The organism is Micromonospora chokoriensis (assembly GCF_900091505.1).
GTDB lineage: Bacteria > Actinomycetota > Actinomycetes > Mycobacteriales > Micromonosporaceae > Micromonospora > Micromonospora chokoriensis.
The window spans coordinates 3,729,750-3,752,072 of record NZ_LT607409.1 but is presented as its reverse complement, the minus strand read 5'-3'; the positions used below and the strand labels follow the sequence as shown (position 1 = coordinate 3,752,072).

1 protein-coding gene and 1 pseudogene are annotated in these 22,323 nt (G+C 72.2%); both read right to left on the bottom strand.

Going from position 1 to position 22,323, the window contains the following annotated elements:
- Positions 1-10: 10 nt before the first annotated feature.
- Positions 11-8,281: pseudogene (locus GA0070612_RS32125) on the bottom strand (SDR family NAD(P)-dependent oxidoreductase); the annotation flags it as partial.
- Between the two features lie 80 nt (positions 8,282-8,361).
- The gene (locus tag GA0070612_RS17450) at positions 8,362-22,152 is read right to left on the bottom strand and encodes a type I polyketide synthase (protein ID WP_088988862.1); all 13,791 of its coding nucleotides are present in this window, start codon (positions 22,150-22,152) and stop codon (positions 8,362-8,364) included.
- Positions 22,153-22,323: the final 171 nt, after the last annotated feature.

Below are 22,323 nucleotides of genomic sequence, written 5' to 3'. Positions count from 1 at the left end.
CGTCGGCGCCGCCGAGGCGGACCTGGACGAGCATCGGGGTGTCCTCGCCGACGACCAGGGGGGCGGTGAGGGTGAGGTCCCGCAGTACCGGACAGCCGACCTCGTGCCCCGCTCGGAGCACCGCGTCGACCAGCGCGGCTGCCGGCACCACCGCCGTGCCGGCGAGCGGGCCGGGGGTCAGCCAGGCCGCCGACCGCGCGACCAGGCTGGTGGTGAACAGCACCTCGTCGCCTCCGGCCACCGGCACCAGCGGGCCCAGCAGGGGATGCCCGGCGCCGGCGGGGACAGTCGCTCGGCTGGAGTCCAGCCAGTACCGGTCCCGCTGGAACGCGTACGTCGGCAGCGGCACCTGTGGCCCGCCGGAGAGCAGCGGCGCCCACCGCACGGACTCGCCGTGGACGTACAGCGCGGCCAGCGCCGCCAGCACCGTCGGCACCTCGGCGCGGCCCGACCGCAGCGCCGGCACCACCACCTGCGGATCCGCTTCGAGGCTCTCCCCCACCAGTGCGCTGAGCACGCCGTCGGGGCCGATCTCCAGGAAGCGGGTCACGCCCTGGGTTTCGAGGTAGCGCACGCCGTCGTGGAACCGGACGGTCTCACGAACATGACGCACCCAGTACTCCGGCGAGCACAACTGCTCCCGCGTCGCCGCCACACCACTGACATTCGACACCACCGGGATCCGCGGCTCGTGGAACGTCAACCCAGCCACCACACCCCGGAACTCATCCAGAATCTCGTCCATATGCGCCGAGTGAAACGCGTGACTGACCGGCAACCGCCGGACCTTACGACCCCGCTCCCGCCACCCCCGCGCCACCTGCTCCACCACGTCCGCGTCACCGGAGAACACCACCGAACCCGGCCCGTTCACCGCCGCCACCACCACCCGACCCGAACACCCCGCCAACGACTCCAGCGCCTCCCGCTCCCCCGCCTGCACCGCCACCATCGCGCCACCCTCACGCGCACCCTGCATCAACCGACCCCGCGCCGCCACCAACCGACACGCATCCGGCAGATCCCACACCCCCGCCACAAACGCCGCCGTCACCTCACCAATCGAATGCCCCAACACCACATCCGGCACCACACCACAACTCTCAAACACCCGACACAACGCCACCTCAACCGCAAAAAGCGCCGCCTGCGTAAAACCAGTCTGATCCAACAACACCGAATCAGCCGACCCCACCGGCGAAAACACAATCCCCACTAACGACCGACCCAACAACGGATCCAAAAACCCAACAACCTCATCCAACGCCCGAGCGAAAACCGGAACCCGCTCGTACAACTCACGCCCCATACCCAACCGCTGACTACCCTGCCCCGTAAACAAAAACGCACAACCACCACCACCGCCACCACCAGCAGCAGTCACCACCGACGACGACGACTCACCCCGCGCCAACGCCGCCAACCCCGCCAACAACTCCTCCCGACCCGACCCCAACACCACCGCCCGATCCTCCAACGACGCACGCCCCACCAGCGACGACGCCACCTCCACCACACCCAACCCCGACCGCGCCCCCACAAACTCACCCAACCGACGCGCCTGCCCCCGCAAACCCCCCACCGACCGACCCGACACCACCCACGGCACCACCACACCCGAACCAAAAACAAACCCCGAACCCACACCACCACCCGAAACAGACCCCACCACCGGAGCCTGCTCCACAATCACATGCGCATTAGTCCCACTAATCCCAAACGACGACACCCCCACCCGACGAGGCCTACCCGTCTCCAACCACGGCTGAGCCTCCGTCAACAACCGCACCGCCCCCGACGACCAATCCACATGCGGAGTCGGCACATCCACATGCAACGTCCGCGGCAACATTCCGTGCCGCAACGCCATCACCATCTTGATCACACCACCCACACCCGCAGCAGCCTGAGCATGACCAATATTCGACTTCAACGACCCCAACCACAACGGACGATCAACCGACCGACCCACCCCATACGTCGCCAACAACGCCTGCGCCTCAATCGGATCACCCAACCGAGTCCCCGTCCCATGCGCCTCCACCGCGTCCACACTCGACGCGTCCACACCAGCCGCCGCCAACGCCTGACGGATCACCCGCTGCTGCGAGGGCCCGTTCGGCGCGGTGAGACCGTTCGACGCACCGTCCTGATTCACCGCCGAACCCCGCACCACCGCCAACACCCGACGCCCCTGACGCACCGCATCCGACAGACGCTGCACCAACAACAGACCCACACCCTCGGACCAACCCGTCCCACCCGCCGAGGCAGCGAACGACCGACACCGACCATCAGCGGCCAAACCCCGCTGCCGAGAGAACTCGACGAACGTCTGCGGGGTGGCCATCACCGTGGCCCCGCCCGCCAGGGCGAGGTCACACTCGCCCTGCCGCAGGGCGTTGACCGCCAGGTGCAGGGCCACCAACGACGAGGAACAGGCGGTGTCCACGGTCACCGCCGGGCCCTCCAGACCGAGGGTGTACGCGACCCGCCCGGACGCGACACTGCCGGCCGTGCCGCTGGCCAGGTAGCCCTCCAACTCGGCGGGGATCCGGGCGAGCCCGCTGCCGTAGTCGTGGTACATGACGCCGGCGTACACACCGGTGCGACTGCCCCGCAGCGCTGTCGGGTCCAGCCCGGCGTCCTCGAACGCCTCCCACGCGGTCTCCAACAGCAACCGCTGCTGCGGATCCGTCGCCAACGCCTCCCGCGGCGACATCCCGAAGAACTCCGCATCGAAACCATCAGCATCATGCAGGAAGCCACCCTCCCGCGTGTACGACGTCCCCACCCGCTCCGGATCCGGGTCGTACAACCCCTCCAGATCCCACCCCCGATTCGTCGGAAAACCACTCACCGCATCCACACCACCCGCCACCAACTCCCACAACTCCTCCGGCGACGACACCCCACCCGGGAACCGACACGCCATCCCCACAATCGCGATCGGCTCGTCGACGGCGACGGCGGGAACGACCGGTGTGGGCGCGGGACGGGGCTCACCGCCGTCGACGGCCAGTTCGGCCGCCAGGTGACCGACCAGGTCGGCCGGGGTGGGGTGGTCGAAGACGAGGGTGCTGGGCAGCCGCAGCCCGGTGGCCTTGTTGAGCTGGTTGCGCAACTCCACCGCGGTCAGCGAGTCGAAGCCGAGTTCCTGGAACGACCGGTCCGGCGCGATGCGATCGGCTCCGGTGTGCCCGAGGACCGCGGCGACCCGGCCGAACACCAGCTCACGCAGCAGCTGGTCGCGCTCGGCAGGCGACAGTCCGGCCAGCCGTCGGGCCAGCGGGACCCCCACGTCCGCCACCGTCTGTTGCCTCGGCGGAAGCAGTCCCCGCACCAGGGGCGGCAGGGCCTCCTCCCGGGCGCGCAGGGCCGGCAGGTCCCACCGGGTCACGGCGAGCAGCGCCGCATCCGTGTCCAGTGCGGCGTCGAAGAGCCGCAGGGCGTCGGGGGTCGCCAGCGGCAGCAGGCCGTACCGGGCGACCCGCTTCAGGTCGGTCTCGTCGAGATGTCCGCTGATGCCGGTCGCCTGTTCCCACAGCCCCCACGCCAGCGACACGGCCGGTAGGCCGCCGGCCCGACGGTGGTGCGTCAGGGCGTCCAGGAAGGCGTTGGCGCCCGCGTAGTTGGCCTGGCCTGCGGCGCCGAGCAGCCCGGCGATCGACGAGTAGACGACGAACGCCGACAGCGTCATGTCGCGGGTCAGCTCGTGCAGGTGCCAGGCGGCGTCGACCTTCGGCCGCAGCACCCTGCCGAGTTGCTCCGGGGTCAGTGCCTCGACGGTGGCGTCGTCGAGCACCCCGGCGGTGTGCACCACGGCCGTCAGCGGATGCTCGGCGGGGATCTGGGCCAGCACGCCGGCCAGCGCGTCCCGGTCCGATACGTCGCAGGCCACCAGGTCGACCTCGGCTCCGAGCCCGACCAGCTCCGCCCGCAGCTCCGCCGCGCCGGGCGCGGCCGAGCCCCGCCGACTGGTCAGCAGGAGCCGGGTCACGCCGTGAGCGGTCACCAGGTGTCGGGCGAGCGCCGCACCCAGGGCACCCGTGCCACCGGTGACCAACACCGTGCCCTGCTCGTCCCACCGGTCGGCCCCGGGCTCGTCGATCGCCGCGGGCCTGGCCAGGCGGGGTACGGACACGCGACCGGCCCGTACCGCCACCTGGGTCTCGCCCGCGGTCACCGCGGCGGCGACCGCCGCCAGGGGGACCGGCCACTCGTCCACGTCGACCAGCACGAACCGTTCGGGGTGCTCGGTCTGGGCCGTCCGCACCAGGCCCCACACGCCGGCGTGGACCAGGTCCAGGACGTCCTCGGTGGGTACGCCGATCGCGCGTCGGGTCGCCAGCACGAGGCGAGTGTCGGACAACCGGTCGTCGGAGAGCCAGTGCCTCAGCAGGTGCAGGGCGTCGGTGAGTGTCTCCCGGACGGCGGTGGGTACGTCGGCCATCGCGTCGTCGGCGCGGTCGAGCGGGACGACCACCGCCGCGGGTGCGGGTGCCCCGGCGAGCAGGGCCTCCACGGCCTCGATCGGGGCCGACGCCGACGGCAGGACCACCCAGTCCGTCGGCTCGGTGCCGTCGACCGGGAGGTCGGTCCAGCGCAGCTCGGCGAGGCCGTCACCGGCTGGGGCGGCCTGCCGCAGCAGGTCCGCGGCGAGTGGTCGCAGGAGCAGGTTGTCGACCTGCGCGACCGGAACATCCCACTCATCCGCCACCGACAACGACACCGACAACGAATCACCATCACCAGAACCCACCCCCAACCGCACCCTCAACGACGACGCACCCGACCGACCAACCCACACCCCCGACCACGAAAACGGCAACCACGACCGCCCCACCACCTCCCCCACACCCGGCAACAACGCATGCAACCCCGCATCCAACAACGCCGGATGCACCCCGAACGACCGCGCCGACGACCGCAACCCCTCCGGCAACACCACCTCCGCACACCACCCACCCGCAACCCGCCACAACCGACGCAACCCCCGAAACGCCGGCCCATACCCGTAACCCACCCCCACCAACCGCTCATACACACCCACCACATCCACCTCCACCGCACCCACCGGAGGCCACTGCTCCCACCCCACACCCGACACCGAACCCACCACCCCCACCACACCCGACGCGTGCCGGGTCCACGGATCGGTGTCGCTGGCGCGGGCGAAGACGTCGAAGGAGCGCCGGCCGGCGTCGTCGGGGGTGGCGACGACGAGCTGCACGGTGAGACTGCCCTGCTCGGGGAGGACGATCGGGGTCGACACCGTCAGCTCCTCGACGGTCTCGCAGCCGAGCCGCGTGCCGGCGTGCGCCACCATCTCCACCAGTGCGGTGGCCGGCAGCAGTGTGGCCCCGAGGATCAGGTGATCGGCCAGCCACTCCGGCGCGGTACGGGAGAGCCGGCCGGTGTAGACGAACGTGCCGTCGGCGGCCAGTTCGACGGACGCGCCGAGCAGGGGGTGCCGGGTCGTCATCAGTCCGGCCGACTCGACATCGGCGGGCCGGGCCGAGGGCGACAACCAGTACCGGCTCCGCTGGAAGGCGTACGTGGGCAGCTCGACCGGTCGGGCACCGGGGGTCAGCGTCGACCAGTCGACGGCGCTGCCGTGGGCGACCAGTGTCCCGACCCCGGTCATGAGCGTGCGTGCCTCCGGTCGGCCCGCGCGCAGCGCCGCGACCGCGGCGAAGTCCCCGTCGCGTTCGGCGAGCACCTGGTTGACCAGGCCGGTCAGGACAGCGTCGGGTCCGAGTTCGAGGAAGGTCGTGACGCCGTCCTCGGCGAGCACCCGGACGGCGTCGGCGAACCGTACGGGGCGGCGTACCTGCTTGACCCAGTAGTCGGGGTCGGCCCACACCTCGGCCGGTTCGAGGGCACCGGAGACCGTGGAGACGATCGGCAGCTGGGCCGGGGCGAAGCTCAGCTCCCGGACGACCTCGGCGAACCGCGCCAACATCGGTTCCATCAGCGGCGAGTGGAAGGCGTGGCTGACCGCCAGTCGGCGGATTCGGTGACCGCGCCCCGCCAGCGCGTCCGCCACCGCCGACACGGCGGCGTCGGTGCCGGAGATGACCACCGAGGTGGGCCCGTTGACAGCGGCGAGGCCCACCTCGTCGGCGTGTTCGGCCAACAGCGGGAGCACCTCGGCCTCGGTGGCCTGCGCCGCCATCATCACGCCGGTGGGGGGCAGCGCCTGCATCAGTCGTCCGCGGGCGGTCACCAGGGTCGCCGCGTCGGGCAACGACAGCACGCCGGCCACGTGGGCTGCCGCGATCTCCCCGACCGAGTGGCCGGTGAGCAGGTCGGCCCGCAGTCCCCACGAGGTGACCAGGCGGTACAGCGCCACCTCCACCGCGAACAGGGCGGCCTGGGTGTAGACGGTCTGGTCCAGCAGCGCGGCGTCGGCGGTGTCCGGGTCGGCGAAGACGATCTCTCGTAGCGGCCGGTCGAGACCGGCGTCGAGATGCGCGCAGACCTCGTCGAACGCACTGGCGAAGGCGGGGTACGACAGGTGCAGCTCCCGGCCCATGCCGATGCGCTGCGCGCCCTGCCCGGTGAACAGGAAGGCGGTTCGGCCGGGGCGGGTGACGGTGGCGCGGAGCACGGCCGGGTCCGGGCCGTCCCCGGTAGCCAGTGTGGTCAGGCCGGCCAGCAGCTCGTCGGTGGTCGCACCGACGACGACGGCGCGGTACGGCAGCTTCGCGCGGGCGGTCGCCAGCGACCGGGCGACGTCGGCCGGGTCGACGTCGGCCCGTCGGGTGAGAAAGTCGTGCAGCCTGGCGGCCTGGGCCCGCAGGGCGGTCTCGTCGTGTCCGGTCACCAGCCAGGGCAGTACGGGCGCGGCGTCGTCGTGGTGCGACTCGGTGCCGTGGTGGGACGGCTCGGCTTCGGGTGCCTGTTCGAGGATCACGTGGGCGTTGGTTCCGCTGATGCCGAACGCGGACACCGCCGCCCGACGGGGCCCGTCCGTGTCGGACCACGGCTGGGCCTGCGTCAACAACCGCACCGTCCCGGAGGACCAGTCGACGTGTGGTGTCGGCTCGTCGACGTGCAACGTCTGCGGCAACACGCCGTGCCGTATCGCCATCACCGTCTTGATCACGCCGCCCACACCCGCGGCGGCCTGCGCATGCCCGATGTTCGACTTCAACGACCCCAACCACAGCGGACGATCAACCGACCGACCCTGCCCGTACGTCGCCAACAACGCCTGCGCCTCGATCGGATCACCCAACCGGGTCCCCGTCCCGTGTGCCTCCACCGCGTCCACACTCGACGGCTCCAGTCCGGCCGCCGCCAACGCCTGACGGATGACCCGCTGCTGCGACGGCCCGTTCGGCGCGGTGAGACCGTTGGACGCACCGTCCTGGTTGACCGCGGAGCCCCGCACCACCGCCAACACCCGACGTCCCTGGCGCACCGCATCCGACAGGCGCTGCACCAGCACCAGACCCACACCCTCGGACCACCCCGTCCCGGCCGCCGACCCGGCGAACGACCGACACCGGCCATCGGTGGCCAGGCCCCGCTGCCGGGAGAATTCCAGGAACGCCATGGGGGTGGCCATCACTGTGGCGCCACCGGCCAGGGCGAGATCACACTCGCCCCGGCGCAGGGCGTTCGCGGCCAGGTGCAGCGCTACGAGCGACGAGGAACAGGCGGTGTCCACGGTCACCGCCGGCCCCTCCAGACCCAGGGTGTACGCGACCCGCCCGGAGGCGACACTGCCGGCGCTGCCGCTGAACAGGTAACCCTCGAAGTCCTCGGCGGGCAGGTGGGGGCGTGATCCGTAGTCGTTGTACATCACGCCGGTGAAGACACCGGTGCGGCTGCCCCGCAGCGTGGCGGCGTCCAGCCCGGCGGCCTCCAGCGCCTCCCACGCGGTCTCCAACAGCAACCGCTGCTGCGGATCCGTCGCCAACGCCTCCCGCGGCGACATCCCGAAGAACTCCGCATCGAAACCATCAGCATCATGCAGGAAGCCACCCTCCCGCGTGTACGACGTCCCCACCCGCTCCGGATCCGGGTCGTACAACCCCTCCAGATCCCACCCCCGATTCGTCGGAAAACCACTCACCGCATCCACACCACCCGCCACCAACTCCCACAACTCCTCCGGCGACGACACCCCACCCGGGAACCGACACGCCATCCCCACAATCGCGACGGGCTCCTGCTCCTTCTCCTCGACCTCGCGCAGCCGTCGGCGCGCGTCGTGCGCGTCGGCGATGGCGCGCTTGAGGTATTCGCGAAGCTTGTCACCGTCTGCCATTGTTTTCCGCTCCCCAGGATGACGAAATGTGTAGATGGGTCAGGCGATGTCGGCCGCAGCCGCGAAGAGACCCGGGTGGTTCAGTCGAGCTTGTCGACGAGGGCGAAGAGCTCCTCGTCGCTGGCGGAGTCGAGGTCCGCCTCCACAGCCGACGCGCGGGCCTGCTGGTGGTGGAGGTCCAGCAGGCGACGGAGGCGACCGTCGATCTCGCTCCGGGTGGCCGCGTCCCACGCCCCGGAGCGGATCATCGTCTCCAGCCGGTCGAGATCGCCGAGGACCGGAACCTCGGTCGGCTCGTCGACAGCGAGCTGTTCGCGCAGCAGGGCGGTCAGCGCCGCCGGGGTCGGATGATCGAAGACGAGGGTGGTGGGCAGCCGCAGCCCGGTGGCCCTGTTGAGCTGGTTGCGCAACTCCACCGCGGTCAGTGAGTCGAAACCCAACTCCTGGAAGGTCCGTTCCACCTCCACGTCGCCGAGGTCGGCATGCCCCAGCACCGCCGCAACGCTGCTGCGGACCAGATCGGCCAGGATGCGGTCCCGGTCGGCCGGTGCGGCGGCCAGCCGACGCGCCAGTGACGCGCTGTCCGCCGCCGGATCGTCCGCCCGCCGGGGAATCTGCACCAGTGCACGGAGCAGTGGCGGCGGCTGCTCGCCCCGGGCCCGTAGGCCGGCCAGATCCAGCCGCGTCACCGCCAGGGTCGGCTCGGCCGCCGCCTGGGCGGCGTCGAAGAGGGCCATCGCGTCCGGTGACGACAACGGCAGCAGGCCGAAGCGTGCCATTCGCTTCAGGTCCACGTCGGCCAGGTGGTCGGTGAGCCCGCTGGCCTGCTCCCACAGACCCCACGCGAGCGAGGTGCCCGGCAGCCCTTCGGCACGTCTGTGCTGGATCAGGGCGTCGAGGAACGTGTTGCCTGCCGCGTAGTTGGCCTGGCCCGCCGTCCCCAGCAACCCGGCCACCGAGGAGTAGACGACGAACGCCGAGAGGTCCCACCGCCGGGTCAGCTCGTGCAGGTGCCAGGCCGCGTCCACCTTGGGACGGAGCACGGCGTCGAGGCGCTGCGGCGTCAGGTTCGGGACCAGACCGTCGTCCAGGAGGCCGGCGGTGTGCACCACGGCCGACAGGGGCTGCTCGTCGGGGATCGCGTCCAGGACCGCGGCGAGGGCGTCCCGGTCGGCCACGTCGCAGGCCACGATGTCGACGGCCGCCCCCAACCCGACGAGTTCGTCGCGGAGGTCGTCGGCGCCCGGGGCGTCCGGGCCGCGTCGGCTCAGCAGCAGCAGCCGCGACACCCCGTGCTCGGTGACCAGGTGGCGGGCCAGGACGCCGCCCAGGGCACCGGTGGCACCGGTGATCAGGACGGTGCCCGCGCCCCAGTCCGGGGTGGACGAACCGGTTGCGGTCGTCGCCGCCCGGTTCAGGCGGGGCACGGACACCGCACCGGCGCGTACCAGCAGTTGCGGTTCGCCGGTGGCGAGCGCGGCGGGTAGCACCGCGGCGGAGCGGGGATCGTCGTCGATGTCGGCGAGGACGAAGCGGTCCGGCTGCTCGGTCTGCGCCGAGCGCACCAGGCCCCAGACGCCGGCGCCGGCCAGGTCCGTCGGGTCGGCACCCACCGCGCCCCGGGTCAGCACGACCAGCCGCGACCCGCTCAGCCGCTCGTCGGCCAGCCAGGCCCGCAGGTGGTCGAGCACCTGCGAGGTGACCCGCCGGGCCCGTACCGGTAGCGGCCCGTCGTCGCCGACGGCCGCCATCGCCACGACCTGGGCCGGGGCCGCCGCGCCGGCGTCCATGCCCCGCAGCAGGGCGGCCACATCCGGGTACGCGGGGGCGGTTGCCGGCCACGGCGCCTCGCCGAGGACGGGCCAGGCGGCGATGTCGTCGGTGCTGGCGTCGGCAGGCAGCTCCGACCACTCGACGGCGAAGAGTCCGTCGAGTGCCGCGGCACCGGCCGTCAGCAGGGCCTCACGATTCAGTGGTCGCAGGAGCAGGTTGTCGACCTGCGCGACCGGAACATCCCACTCATCCGCCACCGACAACGACACCGACAACGAATCACCATCACCAGAACCCACCCCCAACCGCACCCTCAACGACGACGCACCCGACCGACCAACCCACACCCCCGACCACGAAAACGGCAACCACGACCGCCCCACCACCTCCCCCACACCCGGCAACAACGCATGCAACCCCGCATCCAACAACGCCGGATGCACCCCGAACGACCGCGCCGACGACCGCAACCCCTCCGGCAACACCACCTCCGCACACCACCCACCCGCAACCCGCCACAACCGACGCAACCCCCGAAACGCCGGCCCATACCCGTAACCCACCCCCACCAACCGCTCATACACACCCACCACATCCACCTCCACCGCACCCACCGGAGGCCACTGCTCCCACCCCACACCCGACACCGAACCCACCACCCCCACCACACCCGACGCGTGCCGGGTCCAGGCACCGGCTTCGTCGGCGCTGTCCTGCGGCCGGGAGAGCACCTCCACGGTTCGGTGGTCCGAGTCGTCGGCCGCGCCGACGACGACCTGAACCGCCACGCCGCCCCGTTCGGGCAGCAGCAGCGGCGCGGCGAGGGTCAGCTCGACCACCTCGGGGGAGTTGATCTGCCGACCTGCGGCGGTGACCAGTTCGAGCAGCAGGGTGCCCGGTGCCAGCACCGCGCCCGCGACGACGTGGTCGAGCAACCAGGGGTGGGTCTGCCGGGACAGCCGGCCGGAGAAGAGGTACTCGTCCCGGTCGGCCGGGCGCACCTTCGCCGCGAGCAGTGGGTGTGCGGTGGCGCTCAGACCCAGGCCCGTCGCGTCACCGATGACCGCCGGTCCGTCCAACCAGTACCGGTCCCGCTGGAACGCGTAGCTGGGCAGCTCGACGGGCTGACCGGCGGGCAGCACGGCCGTCCAGTCGACCGAAACGCCGCGCACGTGCAGGCGGGCCAGCGCGGTGAGCACCGTGGTGACCTCGGAATGCCCGGTGCGCAACGCGGAGGTGAGCATCCCGGCTTCCGTGGTCAGGCACTCCTGGGCCAGGGCGGTCAGCACTCCGTCGGGGCCGATCTCCAGGTAGTCGGTCACGCCCTGGGTTTCGAGGTAGCGCACCCCGTCGTGGAAGCGGACGGTCTCCCGCACGTGGCGCACCCAGTACTCCGGGGAGCACAACTGCTCCCGCGTCGCCGCGACACCACTGACATTCGACACCACCGGGATCCGCGGCTCACGAAACGTCAACCCCGACAACACACCCCGGAACTCATCCAGCATCTCGTCCATATGCGCCGAGTGGAACGCATGACTCACCGACAACCGCCGAACCTTACGACCCCGCTCCCGCCACCCCCGCGCCACCCGCTCCACCACATCCGCATCACCGGAGAACACCACCGAACCCGGCCCGTTCACCGCCGCCACACCCACCCGACCACCACAACCCGACAACGACTCCAACGCCTCCCGCTCCCCCGCCTGCACCGCCACCATCGCCCCACCCTCACGCGCCCCCTGCATCAACCGACCCCGCGCCGCCACCAACCGACACGCATCCGGCAGATCCCACACCCCCGCCACAAACGCCGCCGTCACCTCACCAATCGAATGCCCCAACACCACATCCGGCACCACACCACAACTCTCAAACACCCGCCACAACGCCACCTCAACCGCAAAAAGCGCCGCCTGTGTAAAACCCGTCTGATCCAACAAAACCGAATCAGCCGACCCCACCGGCGAAAACACAATCCCCACCAACGACCGACCCAACAACGGATCCAAAAACCTGACAACCTCATCCAACGCCCGAGCGAAAACCGGAACCCGCTCGTACAACTCCCGCCCCATACCCAACCGCTGACTACCCTGCCCCGTAAACAACAACGCACACCCACCACCACCACCACCGCCACCGCCGCCGCCAGCAGCAGTCACCACCGACGACGACGACTCACCCCGAGCCAACGCCGCCAACCCCGCCAACAACTCCTCCCGACCCGAACCCAACACCACCGCCCGATCCTCCAACGACGCACGCCCCACCAGCGCCGACGCCACCTCCACCACACCCAACCCCGACCGCGCCCCCACAAACTCACCCAACCGACGCGCCTGCCCCCGCAAACCCCCCACCGACCGACCCGACACCACCCACGGCACCACCACACCCGAACCAAAAACAAACCCCGAACCCACACCACCACCCGAAACAGACCCCACCACCGGAGCCTGCTCCACAATCACATGCGCATTAGTCCCACTAATCCCAAACGACGACACCCCCACCCGACGAGGCCTACCCGTCTCCAACCACGGCTGAGCCTCCGTCAACAACCGCACCGCCCCCGACGACCAATCCACATGCGGAGTCGGCACATCCACATGCAACGTCCGCGGCAACAATCCGTGCCGCAACGCCATCACCATCTTGATCACACCACCCACACCCGCAGCAGCCTGAGCATGACCAATATTCGACTTCAACGACCCCAACCACAACGGACGATCAACCGACCGACCCACCCCATACGTCGCCAACAACGCCTGCGCCTCAATCGGATCACCCAACCGAGTCCCCGTCCCATGCGCCTCCACCGCGTCGACGTCAGCGGGATCGATCCCCGCCTCTGCCAGAGCCCTGCGGATGACCCGCTCCTGGGACGGTCCACTGGGCGCGGTGAGACCGTTGGACGCACCGTCCTGGTTGACCGCCGAACCTCGCACCACCGCCAACACCCGACGCCCCTGGCGCACCGCATCCGACAGGCGCTGCACCAGCAACAGACCCACACCCTCGGACCAACCAGTCCCACCCGCCGAGGCCGCGAACGACCGACACCGACCATCAGCGGACAGACCCCGTTGCCGGGAGAACTCGACGAAGGTGCTGGGTCCCGCCATGACCGTCACCCCGCCGGCCAGCACCAGGTCGCTCTCGCCCCGGCGCAGGGCGCCCGCGGCCAGGTGCAGCGCCACCAACGACGACGAGCAGGCGGTGTCCACGGTCACCGCCGGCCCCTCCAGACCGTAGGTGTAGGCCAGCCGACCGGAGAGGACGCTGGAGGTGTTGCCGGCCAGCAGGAATCCTTCGTACTCGTCGGGCACCTGGGGCAGTCGTGCGGCGTAGTCGTCGTACATCGCGCCCACGAAGACCCCGGTGTTGCTGCCGCGGAGGGTCGCCGGGTCGATCCCGGCGCTCTCGAAGGTCTCCCAGGCGGTCTCCAGCAGTAGCCGTTGCTGCGGGTCGGTGGCCGTGGCCTCTCGCGGTGACATTCCGAAGAACTGCCTGTCGAACTGGTCGGCGTCGTGCAGGAAACCGCCCTCCCGCGTGTACGACGTCCCCACCCGCTCCGGATCCGGGTCGTACAACCCCTCCAGATCCCACCCCCGATTCGTCGGAAAGCCACTCACCGCATCCACACCACCCGCCACCAACTCCCACAACTCCTCCGGCGACGACACCCCACCCGGGAACCGACACGCCATCCCCACAATCGCGATCGGCTCGTCGACGGCGACGGTGCGTCGGGTGGGTCGTTGCCGGGTCTCGTCGGTGCCCTCGACCTGGCTGAGCAGGTAGGCGGTCATGGCCGTCGGGGACGAGTGGTCGAACACCGCGGTGGCGGGCAGTCGCAGGCCGGTCGCCCCGTTGAGGCGGTTGCGCAACTCCACGGCCCCCAACGAGTCCAGGCCGGCGTCGCGGAAGGCCCGGTCGGTCTCGACGCCGGTGGGCGAAGCGTGACCGAGCACCGTCGCCGTCAGGGTGCGCACCAGGTCGAGCACGGCCTGACGTCGTTGGTCGGCGGGGAGCGCGGTGATCTGTCGGGCCCAGTCCGTTGTCGCGCCCGAGGCGCCGGCCTGGCTCGTGCGGCGGGCACGGCGGCGGACGAGTCCGCGCATCGGTGGCGGCGGCGATTCGTCGTCGCGCAGTCGGGCCAGGTCGACCGCCGCCGGCACCAGCAGCGGCGTGGCGTCGGCCAGAGCGGTGTCGAACAGAGCCAGGCCGTGCTCGGGGGTCAGGGGTACGACGCCACCGCGCGCCCAGCGGGCCAGGTCGGCTGCGGGCAGGGTGGCACCCATGCCATGGCTGCCGTCCCACAGTCCCCAGGCCAGCGACGTGCCCGGCAGCCCCGCGGCGCGGCGGTGCGCGGCCAGCGCGTCCAGGAAGGTGTTCGCCGCGGCGTAGTTGCCCTGACCCGCCGTGCCGAGGATCCCGGAGATCGACGAGAACAGCACGAACGCGGTGAGCGGCAGGTCGCGGGTCAGCTCGTGCAGGTGCCACGCGCCGTCGACCTTCGGCCGCAGCACCCTGCCGAGCTGCTCCGGGGTCAGTGCCTCGACGGTGGCGTCGTCGAGCACCCCGGCGGTGTGCACCACGGCCGTCAGCGGATGCTCGGCGGGGATCTGGGCCAGCACGCCGGCCAACCCGGCACGGTCCGCGGTGTCCGCCGCGGCCACTGTGACCCGGGCGCCCCGCCCCTCGAGATCGGACACCACGGCGTCGACACCCGGGCTGTCCGGGCCGCGCCGGCTGGTGAGCAGCACGTGTCGTACCCCGTGGCGGGCCACCAGGTGTCGGGCCAGCAGCGCGCCGAGGCCGCCGGTGCCACCGGTGACCAGCACGGTGCCGTCGGGGTCGAGAGTGCTCCGCGTGTCGACGGCCGTCGGTTCGCGGCGGGCCAGCCGGGGCACGCGCAGGCGTCCGTCACGTACCGCCAGCTGCGCCTCGCCGCTGGCGACGACGGCCGGCAGCAGGTCGACGTCGGCTCCGTCCGGCAGGTCGACGAGCACCAACCGGTCGGGGTGCTCGGACTGCACCACCCGCAGCAGACCCCAGAGCGCGGCGTGGGCCAGGTCGCGTACCCCCTCGGTGGGGTCGGCGGCCACCGCACCGCAGGTGGCGACCACCAGGCGGCAGCCGCCCCGGTCCTGCGCCAGCCAGCGTTGGACCAGGTCCAGGGCCCGCCGGGTGGCTGCGTGCACGTCCGCGGGGACGTCGCCGACGCCGGTGTACGCGCGCACCACGGCGACGTCGGCTCCGTCGGCCTCGCTCAGCTCGCCGTCGGTGACCTCGACCCACCGCAGGTCGGGTGGAGTCGGTGTGGTGATCTGTGGCCAGTCGACGGTGAACAGGTCGTTGCGCCCGCCTCCCGGGCGTACGGTGCTGCCGCGTCGCACCGGACGCAGCGACAGGGATCCCACGGTGGCCACCGGCGTCCCGGTGCCGTCGGCCAGGGTGAGCGAGACCGCGTCGGTGCCGACCGGGGCGAGCCTGGCCCGGAGTTCGGTGGCTCCCACCGCGTGCACCTCGGCGGCGGACCAGGCGAAGGGCAGCCGGATCTCGTCGTCACCGGCGTCCCCCACCAGGTCGAGCACCAGCGGGTGCAGCACGGCGTCCAGCAGGGCGGGATGGAGGCCGAAGTGACCGGCGGCCTCGTGGTGCTCCTCGGGCAGGCGGACGTGCACCAGGAGGTCACCGTCGAGGCGCCAGGCGGCGGTGAGGCAGCGGAACACCGGCCCGTAGTCGTAGCCCGACGCGGCCAGTCTGGGGTAGACGTCGGTGAGCGGGACGGGTTCGGCGCCGGCCGGTGGCCACTGCGGTGCTACCGGTGCCTGCCCGGGCGGGTCGGCCACCGCCGTCAGGGCCCCGGAGGCGTGCCGGGTCCAGGGCTGCGGTTGGTCGCCGCTGTCGGGACGGGAGTGCACGGCGAACGGGCGGGTGCCGTCGGCGTCGGCGGCGCCGACGCGGATCTGGAGGCGAACGGCCATGTCGGCCGGCAGGACCAGCGGCGTCTCCAGGGTCAACTCCTCGACCCGCGGGCAGCCGGCCCGGTCTCCGGCGGCGAGCGCGAGTTCGAGCATCGCCGTTGCCGGGAGCAGTACCTCGCCGTCGATGGCGTGGTCGGCGAGCCACGGGTGGGTGTGCGGGGACAGCAGGCTGGTGAGCACCGTCTCGTCACGGTCGGCCAGCTCGACGGCGGTGCTGAGCAGCGGATGGCTGGCCGAGTCGAGGCCGAGGCCGCGCGCGTCCGCACGGGTCTGCGGCACCAGCCAGTAGTGCTCGCGCTGGAACGGGTAGGTGGGCAGGTCCACCACCGGGGCGTCGGGGAGGAACGCGGCGACGTCGACGGCGGCGCCGCAGGCGTGGGCCTGCGCCAGCCCGGTGACGAAGGTGTCCGCCTCCGGCCGGCCGGCCCGCAGCAGGCCGATCACCGTCGCCGGGTCGTCGCCGAGCGTGTCGCGGGCCATGGCGGTGAGAACCGTGTCGGGACCGACCTCGATCAGGACCGTGCTGCCCTGCTCGCGCAGCGCCAGCACCGCGTCGTGGAACCGTACGGTGCCCCGAAGCTGGCGAACCCAGTGGTCAGCGGAGGCGAGGACCTCGCCGCTGACCGGCGCGCCGGTGCGGGTCGACACCACCGGCACCTGCGGCAGTCGGACGGTCAGCCCTGCGGCGACCTGCCGGAACTCCTCCAACACCGGGTCCATGTGCGCGGAGTGGAAGGCGTGGCTGACCGACAGGCGGCGGATCCGCCGTCCCCGGTCCCGCCAACCGGCGGCGACCTGCTCGACGGCGTCCTCGTCGCCGGAGACGACCACCGACGAGGGACCGTTGACAGCGGCGAGGGCGACGCGGTCGCCGAAGCCGTCCAGCGAGTCGACGACCTCGCGCTCGGTGGCCTGGATCGCGATCATCGCGCCGCCCGCGGGTGCCGCCTGCATCAGACGGCCCCGGGCGGCGACCAACGCGGCGGCGTCGGGCAGGGCGAGCGCGCCGGCCACGTGCACCGCGGACAGCTCACCGACCGAGTGCCCGGCCACCAGGTCCGGCGTCAGCCCGTACCGTTCGGCCAACCGGAACAGCGCCACCTCGACGGCGAACAGCGCCGGCTGGGTGTAGCGGGTCTCGTCGAGCAGGGCTGCCTCCGCCGAGCCGTCGGGGGCGAACAGCAGATCACGCAGCGGACGGTCCAGGTGCGGGTCGAGCGCGGCCACGACGTCGTCCAGGGCGGCGGCGAACGCCGGGAAGGCCTCCGCCAACTCCCGCCCCATGCCCGGACGTTGTGCCCCCTGACCGGTGAAGAGCACCGCGGTACGGCCGACCCGGCCGGCGTCGCCGTACACGACGTGCGGGGTCGCGGTGCCGTGGGCCACCGCCTCCAGCCCGGCCCGGAGGTCGGTGCCCCGCCTACCCAGGACGACGGCGCGACGGTCGAACCGGTCCCGGGTGGTGGCCAGCGAGCGGCCCACCTCTGCCGGGCGCAGGTCGGGTCGGTCGGCAAGCAGGTCCAGCAGCCGACCGGCCTGGGCCCGCAGCGCCTGCTCGTCCCGGGCGGAGAGCACCCAGGGAACCGGTGCGGGCGGCGGCACGTCGGGCGACGGGTCGGCGGCGACGTCGGTCGGCTCGGCCGCGCCGTCCACCCGTTCCTCGGCTGCCTGTTCGAGGATGACGTGGGCGTTGGTGCCGCTGATGCCGAAGGAGGAGACCGCGGCACGGCGGGGCCCCTCCCGCGAGGGCCACGGCACCGGCTCGGTGACCAGCGACACGGTTCCCGCCGACCAGTCCACGCGGGGTGACGGCTGCTCGGCGTGCAGGGTCCGGGGCACCAACCCGTACCGCATCGCCTGCACCATCTTGATGACGCCGCCGACGCCGGCGGCGGCCTGGGCGTGGCCGATGTTGGACTTGAGCGACCCGAGCAGGACCGGCCCGGCGTCCGCCCGGTCACGTCCGTAGGTGGCGATGATCGCCTCGGCCTCGATCGGGTCCCCCAGCGTGGTGCCGGTGCCGTGGGCCTCGACCACGTCCACGTCGGAGGGCGCGATCCGGGCGTCGGCCAGCGCCTGTCGGATCACCCGTTGTTGGGACAGGCCGTTGGGTGCGGTGAGCCCGTTGGAGGCGCCGTCCTGGTTGGTCGCGGAGCCGCGCAGCACCGCCAGGACCCGATGACCGTTACGCCGGGCGTCGGACAGCCGTTCCAGCACCAGCAGGCCCACCCCCTCGGACCAGCCGGTCCCGTCGGCGGTGGCGGCGAAGGGCTTGCACCGACCGTCCGGAGCCAGCCCTCGCTGCCGGGAGAACTCCAGGAACATCCCGGGGGTGGCCATCACCGTCACCCCGCCGGCGATGGCCAACGTGGTCTCGCCCTGGCGCAGGGACCGGGCGGCCAGGTGCAGGGCCACCAACGACGACGAGCAGGCGGTGTCCACAGTGACGGCCGGGCCGATCAGGCCCAGCTGGTAGGCGATCCGGCCGGACATGACGCTGGGTGCCCCGCCGGTGAGCAGGTGACCCTCGACGGCCTCGGACGCGTCGTGCATCCGGGGGCCGTAGTCCAGCCCGGTGGCACCGACGAAGATGCCGGTGCGGGTGCCGGCCAGGGAGCCGGGCCGCAGCCCGGCCCGCTCCACCGCCTCCCAGGCGGTCTCCAAGAGCAGCCGTTGCTGTGGGTCCATGCCCAGTGCCTCACGCGGCGAGATGCCGAAGAAGCCGGCGTCGAACCGGCCCGCGTCGTGCAGGAAACCGCCGTGGCGTACGTAGCTGTGCCCGGAGCGGGCCGGGTCGCTGTCGTACAGGTCCTCCGGCCAGCCCCGGTCGGTGGGGAACCGGGTGACGGCGTCGACGCCCTCGGCGACCAGCCGCCACAGGTCCTCGGGGTCGGTGACCCCGCCCGGATACCGGCAGGCCATGCCGATGATGGCGACCGGCTCGTCGGCGGGTCCGACCGGCTGCGGGGTGGCCACGAGGTCGGCCGTCGCGCCGCCGTCGAGCCGCCGGTGCAGGTGGGCGGCGAGAGCCGACGGCGTCGGATGGTCGAACAGCAGCCCGCTGGGCAGCACCAGGCCGGTGGCGGCACTGAGCCGCTCGCGCAACTCCACGAGCATCAGGGAGTCGAAGCCGAGTTCCCGGAACGGGAGGCCGACCTCCACCGGCCGGTCCGGCGGGTACTCCAGGACGGCGGCGACGTGTTCGGTGACCAACTCCGCGACCAGGTGGGCTCGGTCCGTCCCGGGCCGTGCGGTCAGGCGCGCGGCCAGCTCCCCGCCGGCGGGCACGCTGCCGCTCGGCGCCTGCGCGTTCCCGGTGACGTCCGCCGGCTGGCGGGCGGGATCCGGGTTGGTGCTGGTGGCCGGGGCCTGGGCGGGCGTGGCGTCCGGGAGCCAGTAGCGCTCCCGCTGGAAGGGGTACGTGGGCAGGTCGACGTGCCGGGCACCGCTGCCGGCGTACAGGGCGGTCCAGTCGACGGGCACACCTCTGACGAATACCGATGCCACCGCCGACAGCACCGACTCGGCCTCCGGCCGGCCCGCGCGCAGCGTGGCTGCCGCCGCTACCGCCGTCGGGTCCGCCAGGGTCTCCCGCACCAGGCCCGTCAGCACCCCGGCCGGGCCCACCTCGACGTAACCGGACACCTCCTGCGCGCTGAGCGTGCGCACCGCGTCGGCGAACCGCACCGGCCGGCGTACCTGCTCGACCCAGTAGTCGGCTGACGTCCAGCGGTCGTCGTCGACCAGGGCGCCGGTGACGCTGGAGACGATCGGCAGCGTCGGTGGGTTGCGCCGCAGGCCTGCCACCACCTCGGCGAACCGGTCGAGCATCGGCTCCATCAACGGTGAGTGGAAGGCGTGCGAGACGGTCAGGCGACGGACCTTCCAGCCCTTCGACTCGCAGGCGGCCACCACGGCGTCGACCCCGGTCTCGGCACCCGAGATCACCACCGACGTCGGGGAGTTGACCGCCGCCAGCGCGACGGTGTCCCCGCCCGACTCCAGCAGGCCCGCGACGTCGCGTTCCGTCGCCTGGACGGCGGCCATCGCTCCGCCCGCCGGCAGGGCCGCCATCAACGCTCCCCGAGCGACCACCAGCCGGACGGCGTCGGGGAGGCTGAAGACGCCCGCCACGTACGCCGCGGCGATCTCACCGATCGAGTGGCCGGCCACCACGTCGGGCCGTACCCCCCAGGAGTCGAGGAGCCGGACCAGCGCGACCTCGATCGCGAAGGTGGCGATCTGGGTGTAGTCGGTGCGGTCGAGCAGCGCCGCGTCGGTGGAGCCCGGGTCGGCGAAGAGCACCTGGCGCAGGCTCCGGTCGAGCAGCGGATCGGCCAACCGGCACACGTCGTCGAGGGCCTCGGCGAAGACCGGGTACGTCCGGTGCAGTTCCCGCCCCATGCCGGCCCGCTGGGCTCCCTGGCCGGTGAACAGGAAGGCGCTGCGGCCGGACGGCAGGGTGACCGCGCCGGTGACCGAACCGGTGGCGGGGCGGCCGTCGGCGAGGGCGTCGAGGGCGGTGAGCAGGCTGGACCGGTCGCGGCCGGTCACCACCGCCCGGTTGGTGAACGACGACCGGTGCAGCAGCGACCACCCGACGTCGGCGGGGGTGGGCAGCGGATCGGTGCGGAGCCGGGCGGACAGACGGCGTGCCTGCTCCCGCAGGGCGGCGGGGTTCCGGGCGGTGAGCACCCAGGGCACCACCTTGTGCGCGCCCGCCCGTTGGGCCGTCGACTGCGGCGCGTGCCGCCGGTGGCCGGTGACCGGGCTCTCGGCGAGTACGACGTGGCAGTTGGTGCCGCCCATCCCGAAGGAGCTGACCCCGGCGAGCAGCGGCCGGTCCGGCTGCGGCCAGGCGGTCAACTCCCGTTGCACGCTGAGGTTCAGCCGGTCGAGCGGGATGCGCGGGTTGGGGGTGGCGAAGTTGAGGCTGGGGGGAAGCTGACGCCGCCCGATGGCCAACAGGACCTTCACCAGGCCGACCAGGCCGGCCGCCCCTTCGAGGTGACCGATGTTGGTCTTCACCGAGCCGACCGGCAGTGGCCCGGCAGAGCGGGCGGAACCGATGACGGCACCGAGCGCGGCGGCCTCGACGGGATCGCCCACCGGGGTTCCCGTTCCGTGCAGCTCGACGTACTGCACGTCCGCCGGGTCGACACCGGCCCGCCGGTACGCCTGCCGCAGGACCTGCTCCTGGGCCTGCTGACTGGGTTGGGTGAGGCCGGCGGTGGTGCCGTCGTTGTTGACCGCGCTGCCCAGGATCACCGCGTGGATCCGGTCGTTGTCGGCGATCGCCCGCTGAAGGGGTTTCAGCACGACGACGGCGCCGCCCTCACCCCGGACGTAGCCGTCGGCCCGGGCGTCGAAGGTGAAGCATCGGCCCGACGGGGACAGTCCACCGAAGCGCTCGGCGCTGAGGGCGCCCTCGGCGAGGAGGTTGAGGTTGACCCCGGCGACGATGGCAGCCGTGGACTGCCCCGACCGCAGGGCCTCGCCGGCCAGGTGCACCGCCACCAGCGAGGACGACTGCGCAGTGTCGACGGTCAGACTGGCGCCCTGCAGGCCGAGGGCGTACGACACCCGGTTGGCGATGATGCCCCGGTGCAGGCCGACGGCGGTGTGCTGGGTGATGGCCCGGTCGCCGCGCTGGTAGAGAAGGGTGGCGTAGTCGTCGCGCAGACTGCCCACGAAGACGGAGGTGGGGGTGCCGCGCAGCAGTTCCGGGGCGATGCCGGCGTCCTCCAGTGCCTCCCACGTCAACTCGAGCACGAGGCGCTGCTGTGGGTCCATGGTGACGGCTTCGCGGGGCGAGATGCCGAAGAACGCCGCGTCGAAGGTGTCGACCTCGTCGAGGCAGCCGCCGTGGCGGGCGCCCGAGGTGGGGCCGAAGAGAGCGTCGGGGGTCGCGTCGGAGGCGGTTTCCCAACGGTGCGCGGGCATCGGTGCCACGGCGTCGACGCCGTGGTGGAGGAGGTCCCAGAACGCCTCGAGGTGTGGTGCCTTCGGCAGCCGGCAGGACATCCCGACGACCGCGATCGCCCCGTCGGAACCGTTGGGTACCCCGGGGGGCGTGGCACCGTACTCACTCGTCATCGCGTTCGATCGCCTTTCTGGCTGTGTCCTCGGGTCATCGGTTCCGGCCCGGCGGCCGTCCGGGGCCGGACGGGTGCGGAAACGGCTGGTCGATGAGCAGGTGGGTGGGCGGTGGGCCCGGAGGTCTCCGCGTTCGCTGCAGGGCGGGGCCGGCACGTCGGGCCGCGGCAC